This is a genomic window from Methylomarinum sp. Ch1-1 (genome assembly GCF_030717995.2).
Taxonomy (GTDB): Bacteria; Pseudomonadota; Gammaproteobacteria; order Methylococcales; family Methylomonadaceae; genus Methylomarinum; species Methylomarinum roseum.
In genome coordinates, this window is the sequence record NZ_CP157743.1 from 693,110 (window position 1) to 707,627 (window position 14,518).

The following is a 14,518-nucleotide window of genomic DNA, read 5'->3' on the forward strand; positions in this document are numbered from 1 at the left end:
CATCTAGTCTAATTTGTAAATTCCATACATTTTGATTAATTCTAGTACAGGTATCGCATAATGCATAAAAACAACGGTTTTACCCTTATCGAGCTGATGATTACTGTCACCATATTGGCGATACTAGCGGCGATTGCTTACCCCGCTTATAACGACTATATCGTCAAGAGCCGCCGCTCGGACGCTAAATCCGCGATCTTGAAAATGCAACTTGCCGAAGAGAAATGGCGCGCGAACAACCCCAGCTACACCGCCACATTATCCGACTTGAACTATCCAAATAGTTATTCCCCGGACGGTTATTATGAATTGGCAATCAGCAATAATACTGCTAACACCTACACAATTACGGCAACTCCTGTATCCGGGGGCTTGCAAGCCGGAGATAGCGACTGCGCGTCTATGTCGATGGACCAAAACGGAACCAAAGCTTCTTCCCCAAGCAGTGCTTGTTGGTAAGGCTGCGCGAAAGCTTTTGCACCAATGCGATGAATCCTATCCCCGCTCATGGCGTTGAATTGGAACCAAAGCGATCGGCGAAAGCTTAAGCGGATGGTGACTATTCAGCTTGGTACTGAGAAAATATTTCGTAACTACTCACCCCATTCGTAGGGTGGATAAGCGGAGCGCATCCACCGGGTCGGCATCTTTGGTGGATGCGCTCTTCAGGCTTATCCACACGCTGACCGCCATGGATGGCGGAAATGCCGGTTTTGCCATCGTCCATGATGGTCAGCATCGTAGGGCGGCTTCGCGAAGCAAGCCGCCAAAACCCGCGCTGGGGACAAAATTGGCACTGTGCGTATCAAAGGCGGATTGCCTATCGGCGAATCCGCCCTACGATTGCGATGCCCATGTAAAGCCGATCGTCTTGAAACACATCGAAACATGGTGCGCTTCCTATCGTCAGCTCACCCTACCGCATCGGGTGGATAAGCGGAGCACATCCACCGGGTCGGCATCTTTGGTGGATGCGCTCTTCAGACTTATCCACATGCTGACCGCCATGGATGGCGGAAATGCCGGTTTTGCCATCGTCCATGATGGTCAGCATCGTAGGGCGGCTTCGCGAAGCAAGCCGCCAAAACCCGCGCTGGGGACAAAATTGGCATTGTGCGTATCAAAGCAGCATATCATCACTTTGGCGTTCAAAAAGGGCATGGGGTGTGTTTGGCGAGGATGTCGGCAGCAAGGATGCTGCCGTCAAGCCCCCAGGGATGGGTTTACCCAGCACCTAAATACCATAGACTATTGGCTATGATTTATTATCGTCGTTTATTTAGGTGCTGGGTGAACGGCGCTCCTCGATAGACACACCCCATGCCCTAAACCCCGCAAAAATACTCAAACTGAATTGCTGGTATCAAAGGCGGATTGCCTATCGGCGAATCCGCCCTACGGTTGCGATGCCCATGTAAAGCCGATCGTCTTGAAGCACATCGAAACATGGTGCGCTTCCTATCGTCAGCTCACCCTACCGCATCGGGTGGATAAGCGGAGCACATCCACCGGGTCGGCATCTTTGGTGGATGCGCTCTTCAGGCTTATCCACCCTATACGCCGGCCTCTTTTCAGCAACCGACATCTTTAAACGCATAGTCCTCGCCGGCATCGATTTTCTTCAGTTTTATAAAGCTATAACAGAAATCCACCGATTCATCGTCATCGATATCCTGCCGTTCGACTTCCTGCCACTGCTGTCTGTCGAATTCGGGAAATCGGGTATCCCCGGCAAAGTCTTGCTGGATTTCGGTCAAATATAAAAAGTCGGCGCGCGGCAGCATCGTTTTGTATAATTTCGCGCCGCCGATGATGAAAATCTCGTCATTGTTCCGGCAACTGTCTAGGGCTGCCTGCAGATCATTGAAAACATCACATCCCGGTTGTTGATAACTGGGATTGCGACTGATGATGATATTGCGCCGTCCCGGCAAAGGCCTGCCTATCGATTCAAATGTTTTTCTGCCCATTAAAATCGGCGAACCCATGGTTAATTGCTTAAATTTTTTCAAATCCGCCGATAAATGCCATGGCATTCGGTTATCCACGCCGATGACACGATTACTGGCCATCGCCACGATGAGTGATATTTTCATGTTTTCTGTTTATGATGCGTTCATTTAGGTTCGCTGACTATCAACATTCCGTTGATAGCGATATTCGGTTTTAACTGCACATCATACTATGAAAAATATCCTCCTTGTATTTACCGGCGGCACTATCGGCTCTAACTGCCATAACGGCACCATCGATACCTCCAGTCAGGCGCGCTATCAATTGCTTGAGTTATTCAAACAGTATTATCCGACTAGCGACGAGATCCATTTTAAAATTCTGCAGCCATTTCAGCTACTAAGTGAAAATCTGCAGCCCTCAATCTGGGAGCAACTGATCGACGCCATCGAAGCGGAACATCCGGCTGAATTTGACGGCATCATCGTCACCCACGGCACCGATACGCTGGCTTTTAGCGCCGCCGCCTTGGCTCTTTATTTCAATTACCTGAATATTCCGTTGTTGCTAGTTTCTAGTAACTATCCTATGTGGCATAAATCAGCCAATGGCCTGGACAACTTCATCTGTGCGGTCGAATACATCGCTCAGGCCAAACCGGCCGGCGTCTTCGTGCCTTATAAAAATCCCGGTCAGATTCAACATCTGCATATCGCCTCACGACTCGCTTCATGTTTACAACTCAGCGGTGACTTCATCAGCGTGCAATCACGCCCCTACATGCTGTTTGAAAACGGAAATTTCACCGAATATTATGTTATCGATCGCGCTAGTTGTATTCATAGGCCACTTAACCCCGACTTCTCCAGCAACATCCTGCTGCTCAAACCCTACCCCGGCCTCGATTATTCCCATATCAACCTAACCGGTGTCGACGCCGTATTGCATGATCTCTATCATTCCGGAACCGCCTGTAGTAGTGATCAATACGGCTCCCAACACGCTCTGCCTGCTTTTATCAACAACTGCCGGCAACTAGGGATCAAGGTATATCTGGCGCCAGCGTTGCAACATCCCGATGCCTACAAAAGCACACGGGAATTAATCGGGCTAGGTGCGGAAATGATCTGGAATATGTCTCTGGAAGCCGCCTATGTCAAACTGTTGCTCGGCTATGGGAATTTCAAACAACCGCAAGATATCAGCGAATTTCTGCAACAGGATATTGCATTGGAACATGTCTAATCGCAGCGAGAACGGTTTTTGCGCCACAGGGTCAGACCATTTGCTGCGATTATCGCTTGGCCCGGGATAGTTCGCGTTTCAAATGACAAAGCGAGCGGACATTGGAGCGCCGCTCCCGCAACATATAGGTAATAGCGATTTCTTCGCTGGCCGCCAGCACACAAATGATCGCGGCCAGGCGAAAAGCCCAAGCTATATCAAACATCACCAATAAAAAAAACGAACATCCCATGCAGGCGACCGCTAGCTTAACCAGCCAGGTGTGATAACTGGTAATGGCATGGAATTTTATCAAACCGGCCGCGGCCGGCAATACATAACTCAGTATCACCATTACCATATAGATCAGCTCCCGCTGCATCAGTTGCGGCCATAACCACCAGGTGCTCAGTGCGATCGTCGTGTATATCGTCAAATCTCCCCAGCTGTCCAGTAATGCCCCTAACTCGCTGGTTTGTCCAAGCATACGCGCCGCCATGCCATCCAACACATCGGTCAGAAATGTAAAGGCCAGCAAAGCCAAGAAAGCCCCGGCTGCGCCATGCCACGCCAATATCAACAATAGGGGCGCACTGACGAAACGGAAACAGGACAGTAAATTCGGCAGTGCCAGTAAATCCTGAAACCGATAAGTTTTCATAGCGAAAACTCGGCCAGCAAAGGAGCGTGATCGGACAGACGATTCCAAGGCGCTCCCGTCAGACGTTCGCAAGACCGCGGTTGCATGCCTCTGAAATATATCCTATCCATCTGCAAAAACGGCAGCCAGACCGGAAAGGTTCTGGCGTAACGGTTATGCAATGTCCGATAGGCTTCTTTCAACTCCAAATGCTGATAAAAGCGTTTCTCCGCCTGGCCGGTCCAGTCGTTAAAATCGCCGGCGACTATCAACGGCGCATCATGCGGCACATGTTCATCGATGCGCTCGCACAACAAGCCAAATTGACGCCGTCGCTCCATGCCGATCAAGCCTAGATGTATGCAGATGATGTGCAGCTCCCGTTGCCAGGACGGCAATTGAATTACCCCATGCAACAGACTTCGGCTGGCCCAGGCAAATGGAGAAACATTGATATTTTCCCAGCTGTGCAGGGGATATTTACTGAGTATCGCGTTCCCGTGATGACCGACGCTATAGACGGCATTTTTACCGTAAGCGTAATGCGGCCAGACTTCATGGGCGAGAAATTCATAATGCGTGCATTCCGGCCAATTATGATGTTTTTGCTCGTGCTCTTTATGCTCGCCCTGCATTTCCTGAAAAAAAAGAATATCCGCCTTGACATCAACCAAGGCGTCGCGAATCTGATGCAGAATGAAATGGCGATTACTGGGACTGAAACCTTTATGAATATTATAGGTGAGTACACGCAGCCGGCTTTCCTGCATAAATTTGTTACCTCGAGTCAGGACTTTAACCTACTCAATGTAGCAAATTAACCCCTGATTTAACAGCTTTAGTACGGGCGTTTACGAATATGCAAACGATATAACATTGGCGATAAAAAAATTTCCAAACCAAAAAACAATAAGACACAAAGCATAACATCCAGCATCGACAATTCGAGGGGCTGATGCAACACCAGCAACGGCAACAATGCTTCGGGAATGGTATCGAGCATTCTGCAGCGACTGCTTTCTCGGTATCCGAGACGGCGTTTGCAAAAACTGGCGAGCAGATCGCCCAACATCGCCATGACGCTCAACGAGGCGCCATAAAACATCTCAATGTTGACTAGTGGAGCTAACAGCATCGTCATCAACACCGAGGCAAACAATCCACGCCAGGTTTTACTATGACCGAACAACGGCCGCTTATCGAAAAAAGCGATACCGAAATCTACTGGCCAACCAAAGCTCGAACCGAACAACTTACGGGCAAGCACCGGCGCGCCATTGGCGATAGCCAATAACAAAAAGGTCTTAACGATGCATTGCCAACATAACGTCATTTCCATCCTCGCCGATTTCGCCCTATCGATAGAACCCTAATACATAATCAATAGCATTCTGTCGCCAACCGAGCATCCGACATATATAGCACGACTGAGTACTAGTTTAATAATTAAATCCCTCATGACCAGGGCTACCTCATTAAATGAATGAGTGGCAAAACAGAAGTTAACAACAAATACGCCAGGCAGGATGAAGATATGGACTTCTCTTTTTTCCAAGGTGTCATATACAGCGGTCATTTTTAAACGGAATAAAACAGGAGTCCGACATGAATCATAACGTAGTGGATCTTGAGCGGTCCGGAGATTGTAAGCCATACTCATCAAGCTAAGCGCAGATCCCCGTTATCAGATGTGAGTAGGGTGAGCTGACGACAGGAAGCGCACCGGTTTTTGATGAGCTTCACGCAGTTCGGCACATCCGAAAGCAAGACTACATTGGCATCGCAACCGTAGGGCGGATTCGCCGCCAGGCAATCCGCCTGGATACGCACAATGCCAATTTGGCCCCCGGTGCGGGTTGTGGCGGCTTGCTTCGCGAAGCCGCCCTACATTGGCGGATCCGCTGCGCTTGATCCGCCCTACGATGCGGTAGGGTGAGCTGACGATAGGAAGCGCACCTTGTTTCGATGTGTTTCAAGACGATCGGCTTTACATTGGCATCGCAACCGTAGGGTGGATTCGCCGCCAGGCAATCCGCCTGGATACGCACAGCGGCCAATTTTGCCCTGGTGGCGGTTTTTGGCGGTTTTTTGGCGGCTTGCTTCGCGAAGCCGCCCTACGGTGCGGGTAGGGTGAGCTGACGACAGGAAGCGCACCGGTTTTTGATGCGCTTCACGCTGTTCAACATCCGAAGGCAAGACGGTGCTTTGCGTAGGAGCGCCGCCCTCGGCGCGAAATGTCGCTATGCGAAATGCAGGTCAACGAGGTCCTGAACGACTCAACCGAGACTAGAGTAAGTTAAACGTTTGGGGCGGGTTATATAACCCGCCCCGCCCTCATGACCGGTTGTCGGCGAAGCCAAATATATTCAAACCGAAATCGGCGCCCTGATAGGGTCATGAGCCTGATAATTAACAATCTCGAAATCATCGTAGCGATAGCCGAAGATCGACTCCGGCCGCCGTTTTAGCTTGAGTTCCGGCAATGGATAAGGCCGACGACTCAATTGCAGCTTAGCCTGCTCCAGATGATTCAGATACAAATGCACATCCCCTCCGGTCCAGATAAATTCGCCGACCTGCAAATCGGTCTGCTGCGCGACCATATGCGTCAACAAGGCGTAACTGGCGATATTGAACGGCAAACCTAAAAAAGTATCGCAGCTGCGCTGATAAAGCTGACAAGACAGCTTGCCGGCGGCGACATAGAACTGAAATAAGGTGTGACAGGCGGCCAAGGCCATCTTCCCCGCCGCTACATTCTGCTGCGGATTGACCGATTCGTCCGGTAAATCGGCGACATTCCAGGCCGATACAATCATGCGCCGGCTGTTCGGCGTTTCCTGCAATTGCTTGATGATCGTGGCGATCTGATCGATATGGCCACCGTCCGGGGTCGGCCACGAGCGCCATTGATATCCGTAAATCGGCCCTAAATCGCCCTGCTCGTCAGCCCATTCATCCCAAATAGTCACTCCATTTTCATTCAGATAAGCGATATTGGTATGCCCTTTCAGGAACCATAATAATTCATGAATAATCGACTTCAAATGTACTTTCTTGGTCGTCACCAACGGGAAACCGTCTTGCAGATTGAAACGCATTTGATGACCGAAGATCGACAAGGCGCCGCTGCCGGTCCTGTCGCCCTTTTGTTGACCTTCGTTTAAAATTTTATTCAGTAGATCGAGATACGGTTGCATATTTTTTGAACATAAACGGCAGGGAGTGAGTCACGCCCCTGCCCCTTCAGTCTTTTACCTTCTTATACGTCTAAGTTTGTTACGTCGAGCGCGTTTCTGACGATGAAATCGCGTCTCGGTTCGACCACATCGCCCATCAATGTCGTGAAGATCTCATCGGCCGCGATTACGTCTTCGATGGTTACCTGCAGCATGCGTCGGCTGTTCGCGTCCAGCGTCGTTTCCCACAACTGCTCAGGGTTCATCTCTCCCAACCCTTTGTAGCGTTGAATATGCTGACCTTTTTTGACTTCACGCATCATCCATTCGTAGGCTTGTTTGAAATTTCTGACCGGCTGTTGCCTTTCTCCCATACGCATCACCGATTCCTCGCCAAACATCCCGATGGTATCTTCTGCATATTTGGCTATTTTCTGATAATCGATACTATCGAAGAATGCGGCGTTCAACACAAAGGTCTTGGTGACGCCATGCAGCCTCTTGCTGACCGTCACATCAAAGTCCTTATCGCTTCGGTAATTCAGGTCGATTGCAAACACCGCCTTATGATCCCCTTGTTGCAACCGTTCCAGCAGCTGCTGTAGCCAGTCATTGAATCGTGGCTCATCCTGTTTCATCTCCTCAGTTAACCGCGGCAGATAAGTCATTTCCTCCAATAACAAATCGTCATAGCGTCTGGACAAACGGTTAATGACCGAAGTCACGGCGCTGTATTCGGTGGCCAGTTTTTCCAGTCCCGCCCCTTGAATCGCCGGAGCCGATGCATCGGTTTGTAATTGCGCCTTATCCAACGCCAATTGGATCAGATATTGATTTAGCTGAGCGTCGTCTTTGACATAATGCTCTTGTTTGCCTTTCTTGATTTTATATAACGGCGGCTGAGCGATATAGATATAGCCTCTTTCCACCAGTTCCGGCAATTGGCGATAAAAGAACGTCAACAACAAGGTGCGGATATGCGAACCATCCACGTCGGCATCGGTCATGATGATGATGCGGTGATAACGCAGCTTGTCGATATTGTATTCATCCTTGCCGATGCCGCAGCCTAATGCGGTAATCAATGTGCCGACTTCTTCCGAAGAAATCATCTTGTCGAAACGGGCCTTTTCCACATTCAGAATCTTACCCTTCAATGGCAGGATCGCTTGCGTGCGTCTGTCCCTTCCCTGCTTGGCGGAACCGCCCGCCGAGTCCCCTTCCACGATAAACAGCTCGGATAAGGCCGGGTCCTTTTCCTGACAATCGGCCAGCTTACCCGGCAGACCGGCGATATCCAGCGTGGTTTTACGTCGGGTCATTTCCCGAGCCTTTCTTGCCGCCTCCCTGGCTCGCGCCGCATCGATAATCTTATTAGCGATGGTCTTACCGATTTGCGGCTGTTCCAGCAGGAATTCCTGCAGCTTTTCGTTCATAGTCGATTCGACCAAGGGTTTTACTTCCGAAGAAACCAGCTTTTCTTTGGTCTGCGAAGAAAACTTGGGATCCGGTACTTTGACCGATAACACCGCCGTCAAGCCTTCTCGGGCATCATCACCGGTCGTAGCCACCTTCTCTTTCTTCGCCAAGCCGTTGGCTTCGATATATTGATTGATGGTGCGAGTCAAGGCTCCTCTGAAACCGGCCAAATGGGTGCCGCCGTCACGTTGAGGGATGTTATTGGTATAACAAAAGATGTTTTCCTGATAGGAGTCGTTCCATTGCATCGCCACCTCGACGGTCACGCCTTCTTTTTCGGCGACAAAATGAAAAACATCTTCGAACAACGGGGTTTTATTCTTGTTCAGATGGCGAACAAATTCGCTGATTCCACCTTCGAACTCAAACACGTCTTCCTTGTCGCTGCGTTCGTCTTTCAATGAAATTCTGACGCCGGAATTCAGGAAGGACAATTCCCGTAAACGTTTCGCCAGTATGTCGTAATGAAACTCGACATTGGTAAACGTCTCGGTGCTGGGTTTAAAGTTAATCAGTGTGCCGCTTCCTTCCGCATCGCCTATCGCTTCTAGCGGCGCTAGCGGCTCTCCCATCGCATATTTTTGCTGGTACAGTTTACCGTTCTTGCGGATCTGCAACAGCATCTCCTCCGACAAGGCATTCACCACCGACACCCCTACTCCGTGTAAACCTCCGGACACCTTATAGGCGTTGTCATCGAACTTCCCGCCGGCATGCAACACCGTCATGATGACTTCGGCCGCGGAACGTCCTTCTTCCGGATGTATATCGACGGGTATGCCGCGGCCATCATCGGCAACGGTCACCGAACCGTTGATATGTATCGTGACATCCACCCCTTTGCAGTAGCCGGCCAAAGCTTCGTCTATCGAATTATCGACGACTTCAAAAACCATATGATGTAACCCGGTGCCGTCGTCGGTGTCGCCGATATACATACCGGGACGTTTTCTTACAGCGTCCAGTCCTTTCAGCACCGTAATATTGGAACTATCATATTGATCGTTATTTTCACTCATAAGGTTTTTACCGTATTTGTTGGGCGGAATGATGACGTTTAATTTTCACAATCATCAGGGTTGTTTTTTGCAATTATTCAGTGTCTTTCAAGACTTAGGCAGCAGATCATTGAGTTCTCGGGCTGAACAATTATGTTTTTAATGTTCCACGTGGAACATCATGGCGATGCAATCGCGCCATGTTCCACGTGGAACACCTTGTAGTTTTCAATGTCATTAATTTCGCCGAAATCGGCAAGCTCGGTCGAAGACATGAATACCTGGCAATTCAGATCGGCCAGATATTTTACCAATTTTGTCCTGTTAACAGTATCCAATTCGGCGGATAAATCGTCGATCAAAATGTAAACCGGACGACCGCTGTGTAGATGCAATAGCTCGACCTGGGCGAGTTTCAAACCCAGAACCAATAACTTCAATTGCCCTCTGGAAACATAGTCTCGAGCATTGCGGCCATGAAAAAGCAATTTAAAATCGGCTCGGTGAGGACCGCTGTGGGTGTAACCATAGCGCATGTCCTTGTCATGATCGCGATCTAAAACTTGCAGCAAATCTTGTTCGCGATCCCAACCACAAAAATAATTCAGCTCGAGATCCACGTCGGCTAAAAAATAGCGGCAAACATCTAGAAAGACCGGTTGCAGTCGTCGTATATAGTTTTCGCGATATTCATTGACCAAAACGCCATATTTGACCAGTTCTAGATTCCAGACATGCACTTCCTTCGCTAAACCACGCTTCAATAGCGAATTGCGCTGCTGCAGTACTTTTTTGAAGTTACGCCAAGCCGGAAGAAAATTAGGCTGATCATTAAAACTCCCCCAATCGATAAATTCTCGACGTACTTGCGGGCCGGCATCAAGCAATCTGTAACTCTTCGGGTGTATCAGTTGTAGCGGCAAAAAATAAGCCAGATCGGACTTGCTTTTCGTTTCACGATTGATGTGTATATCGTATTTTTGTTGATTAATCTGTATCCCTAATTGCGACAACTGTTCATTTTGTTGCCGAACTTGTGCGGAAACTATCAGGTCGGTTTGATCAAATTCGATCGCCTGTCGGATCTGAGCAGCGCGGAACGAACGGGCGCGACCCAAGATAAAAATAGCCTCCAGCAAAGAACTTTTACCGCTGGCGTTCGGACCGATAATAAAATTGACGGAAGGAGAAGGCAAAAGTGTTGCCCGGTGGATATTTCGCACCGACAAAATATCCAGCTTCAGCAAGGTCATGAATTCAATTGCTTAAAAAAATACAGCCGATTAACTTTCGGCATTAAAAAACAGAGTTCACCGCTGACTAAAAAAGGCATGGTCTAAATCCCTCGGCAACAATCCCAGCAATTCCCAATTTGGCGTTCAAAAAGGGCATGGGGTGTGTTTGGCGAGGATGTCGGCAGCAAGGATGCGGCCGTCAAGCCCCCAGGGATGAGTTTACGGCGCTCCTCGACAGACACACCCCATGCCCTAAACACAGCAAAAATACTCAAATATGGGAATTGCTGCAACAATCCGTGTTGACAGCCAACAGTAAAAAGAAACTTTATGTTGCCGAAAGCCGCAATCATTGATTATAAGCGCATTGGCATTACGATGAACTTGAATAACGGCTGCTCAGGTTCCTCGATAAAACAACTGCTGGCATTGCTGGCGATGCTCAGCACCGCCATTTCCGAATCGAGATTGGAAACCGCATCCAATAGATATTGCGAATTAAAGGAAATGGTCAAACTCTCTCCCTGATATTGCATCACCAACTCCTCTTCCGCTTCATCATGCTCCGGATTGTGAGTACTGATTTTTAGCAGGTTTTCCGAAATATCCAACGTGACGCCTTTGAATTTTTCATTGGACAACACTGCAACCCGGGTCAATGCGTCTTTAAGAATTTGTTTCTGAATTAAAATCGGATTGTGAAAAGGTTGATCAAACACACGTCCAAAATCAGGATATTTAGCATCGACCAGTTTCGCCGAAAAAACCAAGTCCTGATAAAAGATCCTGATGTTATTGTTGGAGAATTGAATATTTAGTTCCGCATCGGAATCGGACAACAAGCGACTTAACTCCTGCACCCCTTTTCTAGGCACGATGATGCGTTCTTCATAACCGGTGGAGACACCGATATCATCTTGATATATCGATAAACGATGACCGTCGGAGGCCACCAATTTTATCTGACTGTTGCTCACGTGTAATAACAAGCCGTTCAGATAGTAACGTACATCCTGATTGGCCATGCAGAAAATTGTCTTATCTAACGCTTTTTTTAACTTGCCGGCATTGATCGTAAAATGATTTTCAAATTCCGACTCATTAAATTCAGGATAATTTTCAGCCGGCAACGTCGTCAACAAAAAACGGCCGCGTCCGGAAGTGACTTTTACCTTGTCGTCCTTGTATTCAATCTTGATTTCCGCATCATTCGGCAATAAACGACAAATATCGAGAAATTTTCTCGCCGGCACGGTAATCGTACCCGGTTGTTCCACGTTTAAATTGATTTTTACGATAATCTGGATTTCAAGATCAGTACCAGTTAACACCAATTGATTCTCAGTGACATCAAGCAGCACATTGGAAAGTATCGGCATGGTTTGTCTTTTTTCTATGACACTGACAATTTGCTGTAGCGGTGTTAAAAGCTGATCTCTATTAATAATAAATTTCATAAAATATATTTTTTTATTTATTACTACTATTAATCCACTCAAAGCCTGTGGAAAAGTTAAAATTTTGTTTATAAATCATAGCGTTGTTGTGTTTATAAACATGTTGCTGGCTAGCCCTGTTAATTGTTGGCAAAACTGTGGAAAACTCGGTTAAGCATTTTCCACACATCTTTTCCACAACTTATAAGCCTTTAATGTGACAAGGTTCTCAACAGGTTCTGGTAATCCTCGGAAACCTTAACATCACTATCCTTTAAAGCGGCGATTCTTTTACAGGCGTTGATGACTGTCGTGTGATCCCTGCCTCCAAACGCATCGCCGATTTCCGGGTAACTGTGTGAAGTCAGTTCTCTGGCCAGCGCCATCGCTATCTGTCGAGGCCGCGTAATCGATTGTTTACGGTTTTTCGAGGACAAATCGGCGACTCTGATTTTGAAATATTCAGCCACGGTCTTTTGGATGTTATCGATGTTGACCAGCTTATCCTGCAATGAAATCAAATCGTGTAACGCTTCCTTGGTAAATTCGACGGTGATTTCCCGGCCGGTGAATTGTGAATTGGCCAGCACTCGTCGCAAGGCCCCTTCCAGATCACGCACATTGGATGGAATACGCTTGGCGATAAAAAAAGCGACTTCCTGGTCCAGTTCGACATTCGCGGACTTAGCCTTTTTCATCAGAATGGCGGCACGTGTTTCAAGATCGGGGGGTTCGATCGCAACCGGTAATCCCCAGCCAAAACGTGATTTGAGCCTATCTTCCAGACCTTCGATTTCTTTCGGGTACTTATCACACGTTAAAACCACCTGATGTTTCTTATCAAGCAGGTTGTTGAAGGTGTGAAAAAATTCCTCCTGAGAACGTTCCTTGCCGGCCAAAAACTGGATGTCGTCAATCAATAGAATATCAATACTGCGGTAATAATCCTTGAAATTATTAATCGTGTTCTGCTGCAAGGCCCTGACCATATCCTGGACGAACTTCTCCGAATGCAGATAGACAATATTGGCGGAGGGATTCTGTTCCAATACCGCATTGCCGATCGCATGCATCAAGTGAGTTTTCCCCAAGCCTGAACTGCCATAAATAAACAGGGGATTATAAGCCTTACCGATATTTTCAGAAACCTGTACCGAAGCCGCTCTGGCCAGCTGATTGGATTTACCTTCGACAAAACTGTCGAAGGTAAATGCTCTGTTCAGAAAATTGGGTTGTTTCTTTTTTTGCGCAGGCGCCTTATTGATGCTGGGCGGCACCTTGACGACCGGTGATTTTTTACTGCCGATTTCAAATTGCAGTCCCATTGTGCCATTGGAGAATTCATAGATGGCATCTTCAATTTTAGCTAAGAAATGCTGTTTCACATGTTCGACGATAAATCGGTTTGGTGCTAACAGCTTCAATTTTTCGTCAGTTTCTACGGCCTGCAAGGGTCTGATCCAGGTGCTGAAGTCACCTGAAGGGATTTCATGCTCAAGTTTGTCTAGGCAATTGTTCCAGATAGCGCTCATTTAATAGGGTCAATAATCGGATAAAACTACGGGGAGTCATTTTATGACTAACGAAGCATAGTTAATATTAACTAAATAGATATTTTATCTTTATTATTACTATTAAGTCACTCAAAACCTGTGGATAACTTAAATTTTAATAAAAAAATCAATGTTCTGTTTTGTATAAAAAGATGTTGATCAGGGCTAGACAAAGCTGTTTGCAAATCGTGGACAACACAGGGGGGCTAATTTCGGCACAGTTTATCCCCAAGTTTTGCGCGGCAAAGCTAACACTTTTTCAACAGCGAGGGTTGTCCGCTGAAAATTGAGGTCAAAACAGATCAGTGCGCGAAACTTGCCGGCGCATGACGTAAATTTTGGCTGGATGTACAGCATGGTTAAATTGTTAGCGACAGTGCATGAAATTTTTGCTGCCGCTAGGATCCGGTTTGCGGCAACAAGAATCATTCCTTCTGGAGTGACCGGCTAAGCGATTTTTTGCAAAGTCAGTTGTGGATCAGGCCTTAGACCACTCCCTGTCGTTAGGCATCGATGGCATTCGGCGATGGATGCGATTCTGACTACGTCGGTTAATAATAACTAAATAAATATCTTTATCTTATTATTACTATTAAGCAGCATAAAATCTGTGGATAAAGCTATATTTCACTATAAATTCAGGGTGTTGCCATGTTTAAAAAAATGTTGACAGGAGGCTGTTAAAGCTGTTGCTAAGTCGGGATAAAAAACCAAGATACATTGCCGACACAACATATCCCCATGTTTTGTCCCCTCTAAATCACAATTTATCAACAGAAGGCTATAAATCTATGGCGGTTCGACTAATGAAACGAAGCTTT

Annotated in this window: 12 protein-coding genes; 3 read left to right on the forward strand and 9 right to left on the reverse strand. The window is 47.5% G+C overall.

All coding sequences use genetic code 11. From position 1 onward, the window contains the following. The first annotated feature begins 60 nt into the window (after window positions 1-60). Entirely contained in the window at window positions 61-459 is a 399-nt protein-coding gene (locus Q9L42_RS03535; RefSeq protein ID WP_305909805.1) for a type IV pilin protein, read from the forward strand. 232 nt (window positions 460-691) lie between these two features. Beyond that, a complete protein-coding gene (locus Q9L42_RS03540) occupies window positions 692-1,261 on the forward strand; it encodes a hypothetical protein (RefSeq protein ID WP_305909804.1) in 570 nt (189 codons plus the stop codon). 310 nt (window positions 1,262-1,571) lie between these two features. Here the strand turns inward: Q9L42_RS03540 and folA are convergent, their stop codons facing one another. Then, window positions 1,572-2,096 carry a type 3 dihydrofolate reductase gene (folA, locus tag Q9L42_RS03545; RefSeq protein WP_305909803.1) on the reverse strand — a complete coding sequence of 175 codons (525 nt, stop codon included), beginning with the start codon at window positions 2,094-2,096 and terminating at the stop codon, window positions 1,572-1,574. 88 nt (window positions 2,097-2,184) lie between these two features. On the opposite strand from folA, the gene Q9L42_RS03550 reads away from it, so the two are divergent. Next, entirely contained in the window at window positions 2,185-3,198 is a 1,014-nt protein-coding gene (locus Q9L42_RS03550; RefSeq protein ID WP_305909802.1) for an asparaginase domain-containing protein, read from the forward strand. A gap of 49 nt (window positions 3,199-3,247) precedes the next feature. Here Q9L42_RS03550 and Q9L42_RS03555 read toward each other — a convergent pair whose 3' ends face one another. The 8 genes from Q9L42_RS03555 to dnaA form a co-directional block, all read right to left on the reverse strand. Further along, the gene (locus Q9L42_RS03555) at window positions 3,248-3,838 is read right to left on the reverse strand and encodes a CDP-alcohol phosphatidyltransferase family protein (RefSeq protein WP_349431923.1); all 591 of its coding nucleotides are present in this window, start codon (window positions 3,836-3,838) and stop codon (window positions 3,248-3,250) included. Continuing rightward, on the reverse strand, window positions 3,835-4,587 hold the full coding sequence (locus Q9L42_RS03560) for an endonuclease/exonuclease/phosphatase family protein (protein WP_349431925.1): 753 nt from the start codon (window positions 4,585-4,587) through the stop codon (window positions 3,835-3,837). Before Q9L42_RS03560 ends, Q9L42_RS03555 begins: the two co-directional genes overlap by 4 nt. Before the next feature lie 68 nt (window positions 4,588-4,655). Continuing rightward, entirely contained in the window at window positions 4,656-5,150 is a 495-nt protein-coding gene (locus Q9L42_RS03565) for a CDP-archaeol synthase (RefSeq protein ID WP_305909798.1), read from the reverse strand. Between the two features lie 1,033 nt (window positions 5,151-6,183). Further along, a complete protein-coding gene (gene thyA, locus Q9L42_RS03570) occupies window positions 6,184-7,017 on the reverse strand; it encodes a thymidylate synthase (RefSeq protein WP_349431927.1) in 834 nt (277 codons plus the stop codon). Window positions 7,018-7,079: 62 nt separating this feature from the next. Next, window positions 7,080-9,494 (reverse strand): DNA topoisomerase (ATP-hydrolyzing) subunit B, encoded by a 2,415-nt coding sequence (gene gyrB / locus Q9L42_RS03575; protein ID WP_305909796.1) that lies wholly within the window; start codon window positions 9,492-9,494, stop codon window positions 7,080-7,082. Between the two features lie 158 nt (window positions 9,495-9,652). Next, window positions 9,653-10,726: a DNA replication/repair protein RecF gene (gene recF, locus Q9L42_RS03580; RefSeq protein WP_305909795.1), complete on the reverse strand. Its 1,074-nt coding sequence runs from the start codon at window positions 10,724-10,726 to the stop codon at window positions 9,653-9,655. A gap of 338 nt (window positions 10,727-11,064) precedes the next feature. Next, window positions 11,065-12,165 (reverse strand): DNA polymerase III subunit beta, encoded by a 1,101-nt coding sequence (gene dnaN, locus Q9L42_RS03585; RefSeq protein WP_349431930.1) that lies wholly within the window; start codon window positions 12,163-12,165, stop codon window positions 11,065-11,067. A 191-nt stretch (window positions 12,166-12,356) separates the two neighbouring features. Further along, window positions 12,357-13,676 carry a chromosomal replication initiator protein DnaA gene (dnaA, locus tag Q9L42_RS03590; protein ID WP_349431932.1) on the reverse strand — a complete coding sequence of 440 codons (1,320 nt, stop codon included), beginning with the start codon at window positions 13,674-13,676 and terminating at the stop codon, window positions 12,357-12,359. Window positions 13,677-14,518: the final 842 nt, after the last annotated feature.